This is a genomic window from Haloechinothrix aidingensis (assembly GCF_013450155.1).
GTDB classification, from domain to species: Bacteria; Actinomycetota; Actinomycetes; order Mycobacteriales; family Pseudonocardiaceae; genus Haloechinothrix; species Haloechinothrix aidingensis.
The window spans coordinates 71399-91271 of the sequence record NZ_JACCKD010000005.1 but is presented as its reverse complement, the minus strand read 5'-3'; the positions used below and the strand labels follow the sequence as shown (position 1 = coordinate 91271).

Sequence of the window (19873 nt, the reverse complement as noted above, 5' to 3'; positions counted from 1 at the left end):
GAGTGTTGCCTTCGTGACCGCACGCACCGATCGATGTCGAGACACGGAGGGAATTCGGTCATGCTGGCCACCAGGCGACGCCTGACACCGGCGGTGATGCTCGCCGCCGCCCTGCTCGCGAGCGCGAGCTTGCTGGTGACCCACCCCGACGCGGACGCGAACGTGCCCGTCGACCCCACCCCGGCGGACGGGGAGGTGCTGGTCAAGGACACCGAAGAGTACGGGGAGGTATCGGTATCGACGAGCCGTGTGCAGGGTAACGGCCAGCTCACCGACCAGGCCTTCACTGTCACCAACCACGTGGTAAGCGAGTACGCCCAGCAGGGCACCGACGGCAAGCCGCAGGAGTATCTGCTGGTGTGGGCAGGCGACGAGAACGCCGCCGACACCGCCGTGCACGACGCCGAGACGCTGCCCGATTCGCTGCTGGATCCGGTGAACAAGGTCAAGAACGCCTCGGTCGGACCGGACTTCCTCGCTGTCATCGACGTGACCGAGGGCTCGCCGTCCTACGGCAAGCTCGTCAACACGGCCACGGTCGGCCCGCTCGTGTCGAACGAGCCACATCACATGCAGTACACGTGGAGTAAGGGCGACACCGTGTTCGCGGGCGGGCTGTTCAACTCGATGACCTACGCCTTCGACGTGTCCGACCTGCCGGAGATCAAGCTCAAGGGTGTGAGCACGCCTGTCGACACGCCTGGCGGGTCCGTTCCGGATGCGTACTCGGTGCTCGAGGACGGCACCGCCTATGCCACCTACATGGGCGGCCCGGTGCTGCCGGGCCCGCACCGCTACTCCGACGGTTCGGTACGCACCGGGAACGGTTATGCCGGCAGCCCCGGCGAGGTCGTGCGCTTCGACGAGAACGGCAACGTGCTTTCGGAGTCCCCGGCGGCGACCTCGCAGGGCGGGGACCCGGAACAATGCGAGAATGTCCCGCAGGTGGACAAGGCGACCTGCGCGAACCCGCACGGCATCCAGGTGCGTGAGGACCTGGACACGATGGTCACCGGTGACTTCGTGGAACCGAGGACTCTCATCCTCGATCCGATCGACCCGCCCTCGCCGTACCTGTTCCGGTCGACGGTGCGGATCTGGGACATCTCCGATCGTAACCACCCGAAGGTCACGTCGGTCCAGCGTCTTCCCGATGATCCGCAGGAGGACCCGGAGGATCCCCGGCACCGCGACAGCAGCGGGCTTATGGAGGTCACCGTCACCCAGCAGCCGGGCAACAAGGGCGCGTTCGCGCAGACCATGCAGGGCGGGGCGATCTACTACGCGCCCGACATCACCGCGCAGGAACCGCAGTGGCGGAAGGTATGGGACGACGGCGACGCGCTCAAGGAGTTCCACCCGAGCAGCGGTACCGAGGCGGCGGATACCAACGGCGGCTGGATCCAGACGAGCGCCAATGATCAGTTCCTGTACCACACGATCATGGGCCGCGAGAAGGGCGCGCTGGGTAGCGACGACCCGGGCGCGCCCGGTGGCATGATCTCATTGGACATCTCGAAGCTGGTGAACTCGAAGAACCCGAAGTGCGACCTCCACTCCAAGCCGGAGGGCAAGCCGAAGTCCGCCGACTGCCCGACGCTGGCCGGGGCCGCCGGGATCAACCGGGACCAGCCGGGAATGGGACCGCACTTCGGCACCGTCGACAACTTCGAGCTGGGCCCGGACGGGAAGTACCGGGAAACAGATCAGCCGGACCGGCTGGCGGGGACGGACTACTTCGTCGCCAGGGCCGGACACCGCACTGACCACAAGCTCTGGGTGACCGATGTCGGCGAGAACGGCGAGCTGTCCGTCGACGACGACTTCCGCGACGACGCTACGAACTCGCCGGGTTGGGACTTCAACCGGGATGCCTGGCCGCACGGTCCGTTCGGCAACGCCAAGCCACACAAAGGACTGTTCGTCGTGGCGGACCAGGACGTGGAGTAGCCATCGGTCCCGGGTACCGGACATCGCTTGATGACCGGGAAACCCGGGTCCCGGAGAATCCCGGCGGCCGCGCTCCTTCCGCCGTCCACGTTACCCACTTTCGGTGGTAGCGCTGGATGGCGCGGAACGTATCCTCGTCGGTAGCGATGCCGGACCACCGTTCGGCCCGAATGGACAGAGCATGGAACGAGGCGTTACGACGCCGAGTTCCGGCCCTCCGCATATCGTCACCCGGTTTCCTCCGAAGCCTCGAACCAGTCTAGGAGTTCTCGTTGAGCATTGCCGAGTTCCGGGCAGCACGCGATCTGCTGCTGACACACCGGGAGGACTACGACACCGCTTGTCGCGAGTTCCGCTGGCCGCGGTTGGGCGAGTTCAACTGGGCGCTGGATCATTTCGACGCCGTCGCGGCGGACCCGGATACCGCCGACCGGCCGGCGCTGTGGATCGTCGAGCAGGACGGTGGCGAGGGCCGCTGGAGCTACGCGGAGCTCTCGCAGCGGTCCAACCGGGTGGCGAACTGGCTGCGTGAGCAGGGAGTGGGTCGTGGTGATCGCCTGATCCTCATGCTGGCCAACCAGCTCGAGCTGTGGGAGACGATCTTGGCGGCCATGAAGCTCGGCGCGGTGATCATCCCGGCCAGCACGCTGTTGGCGGCGGCGGATCTGCGTGACCGGGTTGAGCGCGGCCAGGTGCGTCACGTCGTTGCCCGGTCGGACATCACCGGCCAGTTCGACGATGTTCCCGGCGACTACACCCGGATCAGTGTCGGTACACCCGTCGACGGTTGGCGCGACTACGCGGAGGCCTACGAGGCGTCGCCGGAGTTCGAGCCGGACGGGCCGACTCTGGCATCGGACACGCTGCTGCTGTATTTCACCTCGGGGACGACATCGTTACCCAAACTGGTCGAGCACACGCACGCCTCGTATCCGGTCGGTCACCTGTCCACGATGTACTGGATCGGACTGCGGCCAGGAGACGTCCATCTGAACATCTCCTCGCCGGGCTGGGCCAAGCACGCGTGGAGCAACGTTTTCGCGCCGTGGAACGCCGAGGCGACGATATTCATCTACAACTACAGCCGTTTCGATCCGGACGGGCTGTTGGATACGTTGGTGCGCTGCGGGGTGGACACCCTGTGCGCTCCGCCGACGGTGTGGCGGATGCTCATTCAGGCCGACCTGGGTAGGGCGTTGGTTCCGTTACGCGAGGCGGTCGGCGCCGGGGAGCCGCTCAACCCAGAGGTCATCGAGCAGGTGGAAAAGGCCTGGGGGCTGCGGATTCGGGACGGGTTCGGCCAGACGGAAACTACTGTGCAGGTGGCCAACACTCCTGGCCAGCCGGTCAAGCTGGGCTCGATGGGCCGCGCGGTGCCCGGCTACACCGTTGAGCTGATCGACCCTGTCACCGGCGAACCTTCCGATGAGGGCGAGATCTGCCTGGACCTCGCGGAACGGCCCTTGGGCCTGATGGCCGGCTACCGCGACGACGAGGAGCGCAATGCCGAGGTGATGTCCGGTGGCTACTACCACACCGGTGATGTCGGGGCTCGCGATGAGCAGGGTTACATCACCTACGTCGGGCGCTCGGACGACGTGTTCAAGGCCTCGGATTACCGGATCTCGCCGTTCGAGCTGGAAAGCGTGCTCATCGGACACGAAGCCGTGGCCGAGGCCGCGGTGGTGCCTTCCCCCGACCCGGTGCGGGGGGCGGTTCCCAAGGCCTACGTGTTGCTGGCCGGGGGGCATCAGCCCGACCGTGACACCGCGCTGACCATCCTGCGGTTCGCCCGAGAGAATCTCGCCCCCTACAAGCGGATACGGCGGCTCGAGTTCGCCGACCTGCCCAAGACGATCTCGGGAAAGATCCGGCGGGTCCAGCTGCGCGACCGTGAGGACGAGCAGTACTCCAACGGCGAGGTACGGCCGGAGGACGAGTACCGCGACACCGACATCCCCGAACTGCGCAGCTGAGTCCGGCCCGTAACCAGCGAGCCGGTCCGTCGCGGAGAACGACCTCGACCACAGGGTAAGCAGCGCATTCCTGGCGTTCATCGCGACGTGCACCGGTGGTCATCGCGATCCGGCTCAGGGTTGCCCGGTCCGGATCGTCTCCGGCCCCGGTGAGGATGATCCGTGCGCCTTCGCGTCTCGGTCTCGGCGTCCGGCCCGGCAGGCACGGTCCGCGTGCGGCAGTGACGCTTCCCCGAGACCTGGTCGATGCCCGCATGCACCTTGGCGCGAACCGCGCTCGGCAGTGCCTGTCGCCGCTGGTCAGAAGGGCGCCCTCGGCAGGATTCGAACCTGCGACCTACCGCTTAGGAGGCTGGACGTCCGAGCACACTAGGGCGCCTACCTGCAGGTTTAATGCCGCACGGTCTCGGCGATCGTATTCCACGGACACGTTGGGACCCTGTTTCGCACCACGATTGATTCCACGGAAGGTGAGGACTGTCGCACGAGCGGTTTGCGCCGTGAGGTGCTGTGATTCGAGTGGAGGTGAGAGACCTTCGTTTTCGGCCTGTCGTAGCAGGTCGCTGGAGCTGAAGGCAGCCTGATCCGGAGTGGTGCCGGGGAGGGCGGGAGGAGCCCTGACAAGGCCGGGACGCGCCAGCACTGCCAGATGACGTGGGTCCGGTGAGCGGGATGGAGAGGAGTACGAGAGGAACCGGCGTTGACCCACTACCCGATGACCTCAGCGACCCGTCGTGAGCAACATGGCGCTCGCGGCTGCGCCACCGCCGACGCCGACCGCCGCTACCTCGGTGTCGGCCACCTGGCGGTCCTTCGCGTCGTGTCGGAGTTGACGAACGGCCTCGGCGAGGAATCCCCAGCCGTGGAGCCGCCCGCCGGAGAGCTGCCCGCCCCACGTGTTCAGTGGCAACTTCCCGCCATGGGTGATCTGGGTTCCTCCCTCGACGAACGGTCCGCTCTCACCTGTTTGACAGAAACCCATTGCCTCCAACCAAAAGAGCACGAAAGGACTGAACGCGTCATATATCTGTGCGACGTCCACATCGGATGGCTTGAGAGACGTCTGCGACCACATGTGCGCGGCGGCATCGTGGGGAGCCATCGTTGTCAGGTCGGGCCAATGTTCCCAGTAGGGGCGATGCCACATCGAGGTTCCCACGGATTCGATCTCGACCCAGTGTCGGAGACCGTCACGCGTTTCTGGTGCCGATATCACGACCGCCGTAGATCCGTCAACCGGGATGTCGCAGTCGAACAGCGACAGCGGGGTCGAGATCGAGCGGCTCGCTAGATACTCGTCCATGGTCAGCTGCTCGCGCTTGATCGCGTCAGGGTTGTCCATGGCGTGCTTGCGTTCGGTGATCGGGACCCAGCCGAGTTGTTCCTTTGTCGTACCGAATTCGTGCATGTGACGACGCAGGTAGAAGCTCGTCCAGTTCGCTGCGGAGACTGCGCCGGAGGCGAGTAGCCAGGACAGCACGCCTTCGGCTTCTGTCATGGTTTCGCCAAGGCCGCGCCGGCGCTGCTTGCCCTGTGCGCTTGCCTCGGTCGTCGTGCGGAAGACGATGGCATGACGGCACAGCCCGGTCGAGACCGCTGTCGCCGCGGCGATGAGGGACATGAACTGCGCCGGTCCTTGCGAAGCGCCCAGATGCCAGTTGACTTCGAGGCCGAGCCCGTCCTGAACCTCATAGAGATCGGGACCGTTGAATCCGGGGTTCAGTTCGACGGCCTGACCGGGCGATGTTGCGAGCCCGTCGATCTCATGCACCTCCAGGCCGGCGTCCGCGACTGCCGCCAGGACCGCATCGATCGTCAGCTGATAGCTTGAGCGCTCAATTCTACGACCTATCTGGGATTGCCCGATTCCAGAGATCAACGGCCGTCGCCAGAGTTGCGTGCTACTCACGATTCCACCAAGGTGTAAAGTAGGGACGATACAGGTCACCGAACGCAGATTCAAAGGAGAAATCCACCTGGTCGCCGATCGAGGGTTCTCGATCGAATCCGACGAGTCGGCCGACAAAACGCACGTTCGAGTATTCCGGGAACTCGACCAGTGCGATAGCATACGAGTCGTTCAGATCAGGAATCCAAGGATGATGATTGACCGTGTAGGAGTAAATGACTCCGGGCGGCTCGATCGTTACCCATCCGAGCGATCGGTCGTGGCATCGACGGCATACCGATCGAGGTGGAAAGATGTGCAGCTCGCACTGTGCGCAGTACTCGACGGAAATTTTTCCGGATGCGGTGGCATTCCAGAATTCTCTCGACTCAGCGGTTATTGCAGGGCGGACCCCTAAATTGGAAAATACATTCATTTCTGATCGTCCTCGCGAGCATGGGACGCCGCACGCTCGTCACCGTCGAAGAACATTTTCCGTGCGTTGTCATATGCGAACTTGTGCCTTCGTTCCTCATCTCTGAAGTCGAGTTCAAGGATTTCCTTGCGGCAACGCTCGAAGTCCAGAATCGGGTAGTCACTCGCCCACATCACCCTGTCCGAGCCCCATCTATTCACATAGTCGATGATCTGCGGCGGGAGGTGCTTGGGCGAGTATGCCGACGACATGTAATAGAGATTTGGCCACTTCGACATCAGCTTGACGCAGATGTCCGCCCACGGATCGCCACCGTGTGACATCACAACGGTCAATTCGGGAAAGAAGTAGCAGACCTCATCGAGACCCATCGGATGTTGATGACGGCCGGGCACGCGAGGTCCCGGTATCCCGACGTTCACGCCGATCGGGATCCCGAGTTCCGCGCACTTGGCGTAAATCGGGTAATAGGCGGCATGGTCGTACGGAAGCTGTGTCTGGAGGGCGAGGACGCGGGCCATTCGCACGCCACAGTTGTTGACCGCTTCTTCGAGCTGTCGGACCGCCGCCATGCCGTCGCGGGGATCGATCACCAACGAACCGGTGAACCGATCCGGATACCGAGCGATCGCATCTGTCATCCAGGAGAGGTTGTCTCGTCCTCCGTACCCGGCGCACAAGACGGCACGCTCGACGCCTGCGGTGTCCATCTCGTCGATCAGCTGCGGCAGGGTGGTGCCCCTTTCGCGCCGCTCTTTCAGGCCTTTGAAGAGTGCCGTCACGGCCGAGTCCGTGACCTGGCCGGGCGGGTTCTCGTTGACCCAACCGTCGATCATCATGAACTCGGAGCTCATGACTTGGTCTCCTCATGCTGCACGTCACGGCTTTGGTCGGCCATTCGTTGCTCGGTCACAAAGTCCTCTAGGTCAGCGTTCCTGGTCATCCGCCAGAAATCGAGATTGCGGAAAGGGCTGTTGACCACGACGCGGCCTTGTGAGTTCCGGTAGTACGTCCGCATGCCGGGATGGGTCCACACCATTCGCGCATGACGTTCATCGACCTGCTTCGTGTAGCGGTCGTATACATCTGGTCGACATTCGGCGACGGCGATTTGCGAATCGAGCATCTGGCGGAGAAGGTCCTCCAGGTAGTGCACTTGCTCCTCGACGGTGGTGATGAGGCTGCCTCCGTGGCCTGGCTGAGTGTTGGGCCCGTACAGGCAGAAGAAGTTGGGGAATCCCGGCACGGCCATGCCGAGAAACGCACGGCAGTCATCGTCGTCCCACGTTTCGCGCAAGGAGCTACCGTGCCTGCCCCGGACCTCCATCGTGGAGACGAACCGGGTTATATCGAAACCCGTGGCGAAGACGAGCACGTCCGCCTCGTGCACGTCACCGCTGGAAGTGACAATGCTCCCGGGATCGACCCGGCTGATCGAGTCCGTAGTGAGCTGCACGTCATCCCGCGTTAGACAGCGGTACCAGCCGTTGTCCAGCAGCATACGCTTCCCGAACGGCGGATACGTCGGTAGTACCTTGTCGAGCAAGTCGGTCCGGTCACCGAGTTCAGACTGGATGTACTTGGTGAGGTACTTGCGATGACGGTCGTTGGTGGCGTTGATGGATCGATCGGAATGTGGCCACTGTGGATCTTTCTGAAGTGAGTCGTACAGCTTGTCGTGGAAGATCCAGGCCTGTCGCAGCCGATACCAGGCATAGTAGAGCGGTATCTCTTGAAAGAGGTGCCGCACGCCGTCCGGCACTTTCTGCTGGAACTTGGGGAAGGGCTGTGCCCATTGTGGTGAGCGTTGGAATATCTTGACCGATGACGCACGCCCCGCGATCGCGGGGACCAGCTGCATCGCGCTTGCGCCGTTGCCAATGACTGCAACCTGCTTGCCTTCGACGTCCAGCCCGTCGGGCCAGCGTGCGGTATGGAATGCGGGTCCTCGAAAGCGGTCCACTCCGGGTATGTCTGGTGTGACGGGGGGGTTGAACGCACCGACGGCGCTGATGACTACGTTGGCTTCGAGTGTCTCGTGAACGCCGTTCGGGCGTTGGACATCCACTTTCCACAGCTGCGCCTCTGAGTCCCAGGCAGCTTCTCGTACCTCGGTCTGGAACTGGATCCGTTGGCGTACATCGAATTCCGACGCCACGTACTGGAGGTACTCGAAGATCTCTCCTCGGAGGGCGAAGTATTGCGACCAGTCGTACGGTGCGAAGGAAAACGAGTAGAGATGGGTGGGTGTATCCACACCAGCGCCGGGATACTGGTGCTCACGCCACGTACCGCCCACTTCCTCTGACTTCTCGAGTATCTCGAACTCGACCCCCAGACGCTGCAGCATCACCGCAGCACACAGGCCGGATATGCCGGCGCCTACAACGAGGACGCGGAAGCCGTCCGATGGCGTCGGGCGTGATGTCGTGGCCGGCGCGGGAACTTCTTCATCGAATGCCCGCAAAGCCTGTTCGAGATCATCGGCAAGCATGGGGCCGTACTCGTCCGGGACTTCGTCACCCATGCAGAAGCTGAGCATTCGGACCATGAGCTCGTCCGATGGAGTGGGAATCGCCGGTGGCTCGCCGGCTTGCCACGCTGAGATCGCTTCGACCGCAGCGGTGCGTACTTCCGCCTGAACATCGGCCGGCAAGTCTCCGGTGTCGTTGTCCTCCAACCCGCGCGTGGGCGATGGCCGGTACCGCTCCGACAACCAGCCCAGATCACCCGTTAGCTGCGTGTTCACCATGAGGAGCGTGGGAATGTTGGCGCTGTCGACCGCTTCGGCGAGACGCTCGCGACGCCCGCCATCTGACGCCACAGTCATAAGACTCTCAATCCAGCCCGCAGGCCATCGGTTCACGACCCGAGCGGTGACGGCTAGCTGGCCTCGCCGCCGCTCCGAGAGTGATTGCATTCGGTGTTGACATTCAAACGCGAAGCGTCCGAGTGTCAGTATCATGCACTCATGGTTGCCCGTCAAGGTGCTTGGCCGGTTCCCGCGGGGCGCGGCACCTCGAACCGTCGCGGTGTGCTCGGCGGCTCTGGTGCTGGTGCGCAACGGGTTGATGGATCCACGGACCTCATCCGAAGATCGTCGGTGAGCTGACAGGCAAAACTCGCCCCGGCGGAGCGAAGTGCAGCCGCGTGTGGCGTTGTGGTTGGCTCAGGCGGCGCGGCCGATGCCGGGGCCTTCGTCAAGCCGGCCGCTCGCGGTCGCGAAACGGTTAACCTCTCGCCGTTCATGCCGTCCAGTGCAGCGATGTCGCTGGTAGTGGTGTCGAAGCCGGCCAACACGCGGCGCAGCAGCAGCGCATGGTGGCCGGTGCGGTGATCGTGCCCCGCATGCAGGCGGACGCGGGTCGCTCTTCGGTTCTCGGTCACCGGCGATGAGCGCGGACGTCATGTCTCGCCCGCGGTCCCAGCCTCACGACGAGCGGGCGTCACTTTAACCTTAAAGTGTAAGGTTTAGGTCGCCTGCCAAGCTCGAGCTTGGTCGCACGATCGGATGCGCTGGTGCGGCCATCTCCTGCGCTTCCGGACGCTCAGCGGGGTTGACCCGCAGGCCAAGGCACGCGATACTGACATATGAACATGACGTGTCAACGTGTATTACAGGATGGTGCGGCCGATGACGTGCTTCGACTTCACGGTCTCGCTCGCGTTCACTGACGAACAGGAGGAGCTGCGTCAGGTCGTGCGGGGGTTTCTGGAGAAGAAATCACCCGAGGCGGAAGTACGTCGATTGATGGAAGACGATGCCGGGTACGACCGGGTCGTCTGGATGCAGATGGCTGAACAGCTTGGCCTGCAAAGCATCATCGTTCCCGAGGATTTCGGCGGCTCCGGGTTCGGGTTCGCCGAGCTCGTGGTGGTGCTGGAGGAGATGGGCCGGGCCCTGCTGTGTGCGCCGTTCTTCTCCACGGCCGTACTCGCCACGAATGCGTTACTGCTGTCCGGAGACGAGGACGCGATGAAGCGGTACTTGCCCGAGATCGCTTCGGGTGAGCGCATAGCTACGGTCGGCCTGTCCGAGGATGCTGGGACCTTTGACGAGTGCGGGATCGAGACGCGGGCGACGAGGTCGGGCGGGGGATTCGTGCTGGACGGGGTGAAGAATTTCGTCATCGACGGGAATGTCGCGTCGCTGATCCTCGTACCGGCTCGCCTCGACGGTGAGATCTCCCTGTTCGCGGTTTCGGCTGACAGTCCCGGTCTCGTTCGTCAGACCTTGCCGACGATGGATCAGACTCGCAAGCAGGCGCGGCTCGAATTCCACGCGACATCTGCCGAGCTCGTCGGGGGCGAGGGGCAGGGGTGGCAGACAGTGGCGGGCCTCTTGGATCTCGCGGCCGTGGGCCTGGCAGCGGAACAGGTTGGTGGAGCCGACCGCTGCCTGGACATGGCAACGGACTACGCCAAGGTGCGTTATCAGTTCGGCCGTCCAATCGGCTCGTTCCAAGCAGTCAAGCACAAGTGCGCCGACATGCTGCTCATGGTGGAGTCGGCGAAATCGGCGGCGTACTACGCGGGAAAGGCGGCGGCAGCGGGTGCGGAGGACTTGCCCTTGGCGGCTAGTCTCGCGAAAGCGTACTGCTCGGAAGCGTTCACGTATACGTCAGCTGAATGCATCCAGATACACGGTGGAATCGGCTTCACGTGGGAGCACCCGGCGCATCTGTACTTCAAGCGGGCGAAGGCGGACGAGCTTTATCTCGGTGATCCGATTCATCACCGCGCTGTCCTCGCTGACCGGCTCGGATTGTGAGGTTGATATTAGGGCGATTCGATCCGGTTCCCGGCACTGCGCACGCAGCAAGGAGGCCCAATGTCCAGCAAGGTAAGTGCATACACCGTGATAAGCATCGATCAGCACTCCGCTCGCACCACGTTCGAAGCCGTCCCCTGGGCGATGTACGGGCGGATGCCGGATTACGTGGCCAGCGCGAAGCCGGCTACCCCGCCTGGCACCGGGCAGCCGGAGTTGGGGCAGGCCGCCAATAAGCTCACCTCGTGAAGCGATAAAGGGAGCACGATTGAGCGGGTCGAATAGGACACTTCCGCTCGCGCCAGCACGGTGAAGCGCTGAGCGAGCTCACCCGGAAATTCGAATTTCGAGTCGGCACGACAAGCCTGGAGAATCCTATGTACAACTTTCCACACAAGTACTTTGCTAGTAGCTGGTATCAGGTCGGCTGGAGCGCCGAGTTCCCTCGTGGGACAGTGGTGCCGCTTCGCTACTTCAATAAAGATTTCGTTGCCTATCGCGGCGAATCCGGCGATATGCATATCAGTGACGCGTTTTGCCGGCATTTCGGCGCTCACCTCGGGTACGGCGGCACCGTCGAGGGTGACTGCATTATCTGCCCGTTCCATGGATGGAAGTGGGCCGCTGACGGGCAGAACGTGGAGATTCCGTATAGCCAGCCGGACCAGATGAACCTGACGTTGGGTACCTGGACTGTCCGGGAGGTCGACGGATTGGTTCTGATGTGGTACGGCGCCGACGGCGAGGGACCGACGTCGGATCCACCGCATTTCCTTCCCACCAGCGCGTCTCTTGAAGACGACTTCTGGGAGATTTATCCCGATACGACGGAAGTGTGGAAGGGAGTGCGCTTTCCACCCCAGGTCGTGCAGGAGAACGCCGCTGACTCGGCGCACTTCAAGTACGTGCACGGCGCGGGCCAGGTTCCCGAGATCCTGGGTTACGACTGGGACGAGCACTCGTTCCGAACCAGGTTCTCCTTCCGATTTGGCGACGGCTTTGACAGTACCTGGGCGACGCCGAACGGCCCCGTGGACGGCCGTATCACGACAACCGCGTACGGGCTTGGCCTCGCAGGCGGTCATGTGGAGTCATTCGATACGGCATATACGTTGGCGGCGACGACGCCCATCGACTACGAGACGTCGGATCATCGGTGCACCGTGTGGGTTCCGAGAGTGCGGGGCGACGGCAGCCCGCTCGACGAGAAGATCCGGGATCGGTGGGCCCGGCAACAGATCACTCAGCACGCTGCCGATGTGCCCGTCTGGGAGAACATGACCTACGTACATAAGCCGCCGTTCGCCCAAGCCGAGGCGACCGCGCTGCGGAACCTGCGCAAGTGGATCGAGAAGCACTACCCGGCCGATGCGGGAGACGGTGCGAAGCCTCCGGCCGACTCGGTTGTCAATTGAGGCGAGGAGGGCTGCGAAGCAAATGCGATGTGGACTACTCGTTCCCACGCTAATGGAGTCAGAGCCGTGTGGCATGGAGCGGCTCCGCGAAGCTGCCACGCTCGGTGACGAGTACGGCTTCGACGTACTGTGGGTCGGTGACCATCTGCTGTACCCCACGCCGATTCTCGACTCCGCGGTGAGCGTGGCCCTGCTGGGGTCGATGACCGAGCGGGTGAACGTGGGCACGAATGTCCTTCAACTGCCGCTCCGGCGTCCCATCGATGTGGCGAAGACCTACGCGACGATCAGCCATCTGACGGGCGGGCGCGTCATCCTTGGCATCGGAGTCGGCGGCGAGTACACACCCGAATGGGAGGCAGCCGGCGTCGATCCGCGCCGCCGAGGCAAGCGTTGCGACGAGGCGATCGACGCGCTGAAGTGGTATTGGGACGGCCAACGCGCGGAAGGCGAATACGCTACGAGTCCTGGCGTGGCCGTCGCGCCACCGCCTGTCGGTGGCCACGTGCCAATCTGGGTGGGTGGTCGTAGTGGCGCTGCCGTGCGCCGCGCCGCGCGGTGCGACGGCACACTGAACATGTGGGTGAGTCCTGCCCGGTGTGCGGCGATCCGGCAGGAGGTCATCGAGGCACGCGGTGGCGCCGAGGACTTCACGTTCGGGCTCGAGTTACTTACGCGCATCGATGACAGCAAGGACCTTGCACGTCGCAGTATCCATCAGTCGTTGCGCAAATTGGATCTCGATCCGGAGGCGCTGGAAAAGTACACCGCGTTCGGCACGCCTGAGGATGTCGTCGAGTGCGTACAGGAATATGTGGAGGCGGGTGTGCAGCACGTGAGCTTTTACGTGCCGGGGCCTGACTGGTCTGATCAGGCTCGGGCACTGGCGACCAAGGTCATGCCACTGCTCGAAGGTCTCGAGTCACCTGCCGGCTCGGATCCTTGTGACGAGGTGCGACAATGACAGACTACTCGTTCATTCGCTATGAAACCGTCGAGGACGGCAAGATAGTGCGGATAACCCTCGACCGTCCGGAGACTCGGAACGCTCAGAACCGAGGCTTGCTGGTGGAGTTGGACGACGCCTTCCTCCGGGCGGAGGCCGACGACGACGTTCGGGTGGTGATCCTCGCCGGGTCCGGACCGATGTTCTCGTCCGGGCACGACATCGGATCGGATACTGCTCGTACGGAACGGGAACCGGGCCCCGGCCAGCATCCGACACGGGCCGTCAACGGCGGGACGCGCTCGGCGGCCGAGCAGCGGATGTTGCAGGAGTGGCACTACTTCTTCGAGAATACTCGGCGGTGGCGGAACCTGCGGAAGATCACTATCGCCCAAGTGCACGGCAAAGTGCTGGCAGCCGGTCTGATGCTGGCGTGGGCATGTGATCTGATCGTTGCTGCGGATGAAACCGAATTCGCCGACGTCGTGGGGACGCGTCTTGGAATGTGCGGGGTGGAATACTTCGCCCATCCCTGGGAGCTTGGGCCGAGGCGTACCAAGGAGCTGATGCTGACGGGTGATGCGCTCGGCGTCGACGAGGCCTACCAAATCGGCATGGTCAACAAGGTGTTCCCGCGTGACCGACTCGAGCACGACACCCTGGAGTTCGCCCGACGGATCGCGGCGCTGCCGAGCATGACCTCCCTGCTCGTTAAGGAATGCGTCAATCAGTCGGTGGACAACATGGGCTTCTACAACGCGCTCAACGCTTGCTTCACGCTGCACGAGCTCAACCACGCCCACTGGGCCGAGCTGACGCAGGGTGAGGCGAGCCTGGGCACGCCAGAATACGGGCTTCCGGATTGGCGCACGGCGGCCCTGAGCTCGCGGACGAAGGACCGGGCATGAAGCTAAGGTCCTGCGGCGTCGACGTGGTGGATGCTGCCGTTGCCGAACTCCTCCGGTTGTTTCCACGGCCCGCGGAGGCGGATCCGGCTGCGTTCCTGGGCGCACAGTTCGATCTCGGGCTGGCCTGGGTTCACTTCGAGCCCGGCAACGGCGGGCTCGGGCAAGACCCTGGTCTCCAGCGCGAGATCGATCGGATACTCACCGAGGTCGGCGCACCTGCCGGACGCGCCGACTTCGTAGCGGTTCACCAGGTGGCCACGACGCTCAACAGCATTGGAGAGACGCACCAGCAGTCGCGATTTCTGCGCAGCATCTTCACCGGCGAGGATCACTGGTGCCAGTTGTTCAGTGAGCCAGGAGCCGGTTCCGACTTGGCCGGTGTCGCGACACTCGCCGCCCGGGAAGATGACGATTGGCTCGTAACCGGCCAGAAGGTGTGGACCAGCGGCGCCCACCAGGCGCATTTCGCTCTCCTTCTCGCTCGTACGGATCCGGATGTTCCTAAGCACCGCGGTATGACCATGTTCATCGTGGACATGTCGGCCGATGGCGTCGAGGTACGGCCGTTACGGCAGGCAGACGGTGGCGCTCGCTTCAGCGAGGTGTTTCTCACCGATGTACGGATACCGGACGCGATGCGACTGGGACCGGTCGGAGACGGCTGGGGCGTGGCGCTGCGTGTGTTGCAGACCGAGCGCAGCGGCGCGAGTGACGTCTTCATCCGCCCTGTCGAGGATCTTTTGGACTCGTGGCGCGGGCGAGGCCGTTTCCTGCCTGCCGCGATGCGCGACGATGTCGTCAAGATGTGGATGGATGCCGCGGTTTTCGAGCTGTCGCGCAACCGGCAGCGAGCCGTGGCGGGCACCGATGACGCGGTGCGGCTGGGCGCCATCGCGAAGGTGGCGGCTAGCGAGCACGCACAGCGGCTGAGTACGGTGATGGCTGCGGTACTCGGCCCTGACATCTTGACGCGAGCCGACTACGACGAGGCATTCGCCGAGGACAGGACAGGCGAAGAGTCCCCCTCCGACCGATTCGCGGCACTACCGCCGCATCGCTATCTACTCCGAACCCGCGCTATGTCTATCGAGGGTGGAACCAACGAGATCTCTCGTAACATCATCAGCGAGCGCGTTCTCGGACTACCCGCCGACATCCGGGTCGATAAAGACCGGCCGTGGCGAGAGTTGACGAGGTCCTGAGATGCGCACCGCACCGACGACGTACAACTTCGCGGATCTCTGGGAAGGAGTCGCCGAAGCTGTCCCGGACCGGGTTGCCGTGACGTGTGGCGATGACCGCCGCACCTATGCAGAGCTCGACCACCGCGCCACGCGGCTCGCAGCGTGGATGGCGGAGCAAGGCGTGGCCAAGGATGACTTCATCGGCATCGTTATGCGCAATGGAGTCGAGTATGTAGAGACGTTGCTCGCCGCTTACAAGCTTCGGGCAGTACCGGTCAATGTCAACTACCGGTACCTGGCCGACGAGCTGCGCGCGATCTTCGACGACGCGGGTGTCGTCGGCGTCGTGCACGATCCGGACGACGCCGATCGCGTCAAGGAGGCGTGCGACGCGGTGGCGGTTCCTTGGAGTCTCGAACGCGGCAGCTCGTACGAAGCGGCCGTCCAGAGCTCCTCGAGCGCTCCGCCCTTTTCCGCCCGCTCGGGAGATGACCTCTATGTCTTGTACACCGGTGGCACCACTGGCCAGCCGAAAGGTGTTGTCTGGAGGATGGAGGACGCCTTCTTCTCCTGCATAGGCGGTGGTGATCCGACCGGTGAGCTGGGTCCGGTGCCCGCGCCTTCCCACGTCCTCGAGCGGCTGGGTAGGCCGGTGACTTTCCTGCCGGCAGCCCCGCTGGTGCACGCGGCAGGCGTGTGGACAACACTGCGCTGGTTGTTCGCCGGTGGAACGGTCGTCCTGCTCCCGCGCTTCGCTCCAGGGGAGGTGTGGCAAGCGGTGGCTCACCACGGGGTGAACGTTATGAATATCGTCGGCGACGCGATGGCCGGTCCACTACTCGAAGCGCTACCAGACCCCGGCACCGTCGACCTCTCGTCATTGAAGACCGTTGCCTCGGGTGGTGCCTCGCTGAGCCCAGCAATGCGCAGGGATCTGGTGTTGGCCCTGCCGTGGCTGACGGTGAAAGACACGTTCGGGTCCTCGGAGACCGGCGTGCACGGGTGGTCCGTCTACACGGCAGGAGCGGACCCGGCGGCGCCCTTCTTCGTCCGGAATACCGTAGTCCTCGACCCCGACACCCTTGATCCACTTGAGCCGGGTAACGACCGGCACGGCATCATCGCCCGCCGCGGTGCCATCCCACTCCGCTACCACCGTGATCCGGAGAAGTCCGCCGCTACCTTTCGCGTGATCGACGGCGTGCGCCACGTCTTAACCGGGGACCTGGGTAAAGTCACCGCCGACGGCAGGATCATCGTCCTTGGGCGTGGCTCGCAGTGCATCAACACTGGCGGGGAGAAGGTGTACCCGGACGAGGTCGAGAACGTCTTGCGACAGCACCCCGGAGTTTCCGACACTGTAGTCGTCGGCTCTCCCGACAGCCGGTGGGGCCAGCGGGTCGTCGCCCTGGTTACTCCCGTGTCGGGCAGGGCCGTCGACGAAGCCGCGCTCAGAACGCACTGCCGAGACCAGCTGGCCTCCTACAAGGTGCCCAAACAGGTCGTCTTCGTGGACAGCGTCCCTCGATCACCCTCGGGCAAACCTGACTTGCGCTGGGCAACGGCAGTGGCGAGCGGGGAAGGAGACTGACCGTGACCCAGAAGTTCACGATGGATACGAGCTCGACTGGCGAGTGCCGGCGCCGTACCCCAGACATCGAGACCGTACGGGAGATCGGCTCACGATGCTCGAACTGGGCACGGTGGGGAGCCGACGACCAGTTGGGCACGCTCAACAACGTCACCCCGGCGAACGTCGTCGCCGCGGCATCGCTGATCAGGACGGGCCGAGTGATGTCGTTGTCGGTGCCGTTCGGATCTGGCGGCCCACAACATCCCGGGAGCGGCCGGTTCAACCCGATCCATCTCATGAGCGTCGACGGGCGCGACTTCATGGCCGGTTCCGGAACGCCAGAGGAGAGGGACCGGCGACGCGGCTACCTGCAGAACGCCGACGACATCTTGATCTTGCCGCTGCAGGCCGCGACCCAGTGGGACGGTCTCGCCCATGTCTTCTTCGAACAGCAGATGTACAACGGCTACTCGGCGTCGTACGTGACGAGCAGCGGGGCCCAGCGGAACGCGATCACCGGAGCGGTTGACAAGATCGTCGGGCGAGGCGTCCTCCTCGATCTGCCAGCGGTCAAGGGAACGTCTTCGCTCGACCCGGGATACGCGATCGGTGCGCAAGACCTCGAAGACGCTTGTACCGACCAGGGCGTAACCGTCGGCCCGGGCGACTTCGTGCTCATCAGGACCGGAGCCATGGCCCGAGTCCGGGAGCGTGGCGAGTGGGCCGACTACGCGGGCGGCGACGCACCCGGCCTCGGCCTCGACAGCGCCGACTGGCTCCACGAACGCGACATCGCCGGTGTGGCGACCGATACGTGGGCATTGGAGGTCGTACCGTCCGAAACTCCTGATGTCTCGCAGCCGCTGCACATCATCTTCATCGTGCACATGGGCTTGTGGCTGGGTGAAATCTTCGACCTCGAAGAGCTGGCACGTACCTGTCACGAGCAGGCGCGACACGAGTTCTTCTTCGCGGCCCAACCACTGAAGGTGACGGGCGGAATCGGATCCCCGATCAACCCTCTCGCAGTCTTCTAGGAATCGCTATGAACGGAATATCAACGTATCGCCGGAAAATATTCGGAAAGCGACCGCGCACGGAAGGTGAATGGCGGTGGTTCTAGAGATTCATCCTTTTGAACTATGCCGATTGTGCATTTTCTCCTAAGCCGAGGAGTTGAACATGGTTAACGAGACGACAGTACCCAGGATTATCGCCGACACGGCCGAGCGGGATCCCGGTCGCGTGCTCATCCAGGACATCGAGGGCAGTGACCACTCGTACGCCGACTTCCACACGGAAGCGCTGCGCTGGTGCGACGCGTTCGCTGCAGCTGGCGTGCGTCGGGACTCTCTGGTGGCTACGATGCTTCCTACCTCGGTGACGTCCTACCACTGCTGGATCGGACTGTCGTGGCTCAGGGCGCCGGAAGTGCCGATCAACACGCAGTACCGCGGCAGCATTCTCGCCTACACGCTAAATAATTCCGAGGCGGAAGTCTTCGTGGTATCCGCCGAGTTCGTCGACCGCCTGGCCCCGATCGCCGACAGCCTTCAATTCCTGAAAACCATCGTACTGGTGGGTTCGGTTTCGGATTTACCTTCCCTGCCGTGGCGCGTGATGAGTGTCGAGGAGTTTTTGGCCGACGCGAAACCGGTCGCGCACGAGACTCCGGAGTACTTCGACGCTCATGCGGTGATCTACACTTCCGGTACGACCGGTCCTTCCAAGGGTGTACTTCAACCCTGGGGAAATATTCAACAGGTGCCCTGGGCGGCCTTTCCGGGCGAACAGCCTGACGCTCACGACGACGGCGGTGTGTTCACGTGTTGGCCGACATTCCACAGTAGCGGAAAGTACGGTTTGTGCCACGCTGCCCAGCTTGGCCTCCGGATGGTGTTGCGATCGTCGTTTCAGCTCGACCAGTTCTGGGACGACATACGCCGTTACCGGGTCACTCACGCGATGTTGCTGGTCGTTTCCGGACGCCTGTTGAACGAACCGGAAAAGCCGGATGATTCGGATAATCCGCTCGCTCGGGTCGGAATGTATCCACTCATTCCCCAGTACCGCGAGTTCGAACGGCGATTCGGCGTCCGGGTGAGCGCGGGATTCGGCAACACCGAGGTCGGGTTCGTGACTGCAACCGACAATCCGGTGAACCACCGTACGAACGGCAAGCCTCTCCCCGGATACCAGGTCCGCATCGTCAACGAACACGACGAGGAACTCCCGCCGGATACGCTTGGCGAGATCGTCGTTCGCCACGACAAGCCCTGGCGGCTGAACAACGGGTACCTGCGCAAGCCGGAGGCGACGGCGGAGGCGTGGCGGAACGGATGGTTCCATACCGGTGACGCCGGAACCTTCGACGAGGATGACAACCTCTACTTCGTCGATCGGTTCAAGGATTGCCTCAGGCACCGTGGCCACAACGTGTCGTCCGTCGAAGTGGAGACCGAAGTCGTCACACATCCCGACGTTGTCGAGTGTGCCTGCGTAGGGGTCCCGTCCGACTATGCGGACGAGAGCGACGCGCTTCCGGATCAAGACGTGAAGATCTTTGTTGTCACGAAACAGGACACACAAGTGACAGCGAAGGAAATCTTCGACTATCTCGTTCCGAGACTGCCCAAGTTCATGGTGCCGCGCTACATCGAGCTGGTGGACGAGCTACCCAAGACACCGACGGGCAAGACCCGCAAGGTCGAGCTTCGCTCGAACGCCGTTGTGGGTCCGACTACATGGGACAGAAAAGCGGAAGGCGTCACACTGACGTGACCTCCTTCGAACGTGTCGGCCGGATCAGAAAGGCAGCCCGTGACG

At 63.4% G+C, this 19873-nt stretch carries 16 protein-coding genes; 11 read left to right on the top strand and 5 right to left on the bottom strand.

The features are described 5' to 3' along the window. Window positions 1–60 precede the first annotated feature (60 nt). Together H0B56_RS14720 and H0B56_RS14715 are read left to right on the top strand one after the other, a co-directional pair. The gene (locus H0B56_RS14720) at window positions 61–1950 is read left to right on the top strand and encodes a selenium-binding family protein (RefSeq protein WP_246361211.1); all 1890 of its coding nucleotides are present in this window, start codon (window positions 61–63) and stop codon (window positions 1948–1950) included. A 272-nt stretch (window positions 1951–2222) separates the two neighbouring features. Then, the gene (locus tag H0B56_RS14715; RefSeq protein WP_180893636.1) at window positions 2223–3926 is read left to right on the top strand and encodes an AMP-binding protein; all 1704 of its coding nucleotides are present in this window, start codon (window positions 2223–2225) and stop codon (window positions 3924–3926) included. A 721-nt stretch (window positions 3927–4647) separates the two neighbouring features. Here the strand turns inward: H0B56_RS14715 and H0B56_RS23510 are convergent. The 4 genes from H0B56_RS23510 to H0B56_RS14695 are packed head-to-tail and all read right to left on the bottom strand — an operon-like array spanning window position 4648 to window position 9080. Next, a complete protein-coding gene (locus tag H0B56_RS23510) occupies window positions 4648–5835 on the bottom strand; it encodes a thiolase C-terminal domain-containing protein (RefSeq protein WP_180893903.1) in 1188 nt (395 codons plus the stop codon). Further along, the gene (locus tag H0B56_RS23680) at window positions 5828–6250 is read right to left on the bottom strand and encodes a Zn-ribbon domain-containing OB-fold protein (protein ID WP_180893635.1); all 423 of its coding nucleotides are present in this window, start codon (window positions 6248–6250) and stop codon (window positions 5828–5830) included. Before H0B56_RS23680 ends, H0B56_RS23510 begins: the two co-directional genes overlap by 8 nt. Continuing rightward, window positions 6247–7104 carry an amidohydrolase family protein gene (locus tag H0B56_RS14700; protein WP_180893634.1) on the bottom strand — a complete coding sequence of 286 codons (858 nt, stop codon included), beginning with the start codon at window positions 7102–7104 and terminating at the stop codon, window positions 6247–6249. The genes H0B56_RS23680 and H0B56_RS14700 overlap by 4 nt, the downstream gene beginning before the upstream one ends. Then, a complete protein-coding gene (locus H0B56_RS14695) occupies window positions 7101–9080 on the bottom strand; it encodes a flavin-containing monooxygenase (RefSeq protein WP_180893633.1) in 1980 nt (659 codons plus the stop codon). Before H0B56_RS14695 ends, H0B56_RS14700 begins: the two co-directional genes overlap by 4 nt. Before the next feature lie 804 nt (window positions 9081–9884). Between H0B56_RS14695 and H0B56_RS14690 the strand changes: the two genes are divergently transcribed. From H0B56_RS14690 to H0B56_RS14670, 5 genes are all read left to right on the top strand, one after another. Beyond that, on the top strand, window positions 9885–11021 hold the full coding sequence (locus H0B56_RS14690) for an acyl-CoA dehydrogenase family protein (protein ID WP_180893632.1): 1137 nt from the start codon (window positions 9885–9887) through the stop codon (window positions 11019–11021). A 60-nt stretch (window positions 11022–11081) separates the two neighbouring features. After that, complete coding sequence (locus tag H0B56_RS14685) at window positions 11082–11270, top strand: hypothetical protein (protein ID WP_180893631.1); 189 nt, start codon at window positions 11082–11084, stop codon at window positions 11268–11270. 128 nt (window positions 11271–11398) lie between these two features. Further along, window positions 11399–12436 carry a Rieske 2Fe-2S domain-containing protein gene (locus H0B56_RS14680; protein ID WP_180893630.1) on the top strand — a complete coding sequence of 346 codons (1038 nt, stop codon included), beginning with the start codon at window positions 11399–11401 and terminating at the stop codon, window positions 12434–12436. 73 nt (window positions 12437–12509) lie between these two features. After that, window positions 12510–13400, top strand: a complete 891-nt coding sequence (locus H0B56_RS14675) for an LLM class flavin-dependent oxidoreductase (protein ID WP_180893629.1) — start codon at window positions 12510–12512, stop codon at window positions 13398–13400. Continuing rightward, entirely contained in the window at window positions 13397–14290 is an 894-nt protein-coding gene (locus H0B56_RS14670) for an enoyl-CoA hydratase (RefSeq protein WP_180893628.1), read from the top strand. The genes H0B56_RS14675 and H0B56_RS14670 overlap by 4 nt, the downstream gene beginning before the upstream one ends. Before the next feature lie 2 nt (window positions 14291–14292). On the opposite strand, the gene H0B56_RS22945 is transcribed toward H0B56_RS14670, so the two are convergent. Beyond that, complete coding sequence (locus H0B56_RS22945) at window positions 14293–14754, bottom strand: hypothetical protein (RefSeq protein WP_246361251.1); 462 nt, start codon at window positions 14752–14754, stop codon at window positions 14293–14295. On the opposite strand from H0B56_RS22945, the gene H0B56_RS14665 reads away from it, so the two are divergent. The 4 genes from H0B56_RS14665 (at window position 14662) to H0B56_RS14650 (ending at window position 19828) form a co-directional block, all read left to right on the top strand. Next, window positions 14662–15492, top strand: a complete 831-nt coding sequence (locus H0B56_RS14665) for an acyl-CoA dehydrogenase family protein (RefSeq protein WP_246361227.1) — start codon at window positions 14662–14664, stop codon at window positions 15490–15492. The two genes, H0B56_RS22945 and H0B56_RS14665, sit on opposite strands and share 93 nt — an antisense overlap. A 1-nt stretch (window position 15493) precedes the next feature. Next, entirely contained in the window at window positions 15494–17065 is a 1572-nt protein-coding gene (locus H0B56_RS14660; RefSeq protein ID WP_180893627.1) for an AMP-binding protein, read from the top strand. A gap of 2 nt (window positions 17066–17067) precedes the next feature. Further along, window positions 17068–18084 (top strand): cyclase family protein, encoded by a 1017-nt coding sequence (locus tag H0B56_RS14655; protein WP_343063906.1) that lies wholly within the window; start codon window positions 17068–17070, stop codon window positions 18082–18084. A 145-nt stretch (window positions 18085–18229) separates the two neighbouring features. Then, window positions 18230–19828, top strand: coding sequence for an AMP-binding protein (locus H0B56_RS14650; protein WP_180893626.1), 1599 nt, complete (start codon window positions 18230–18232; stop codon window positions 19826–19828). Window positions 19829–19873: the final 45 nt, after the last annotated feature.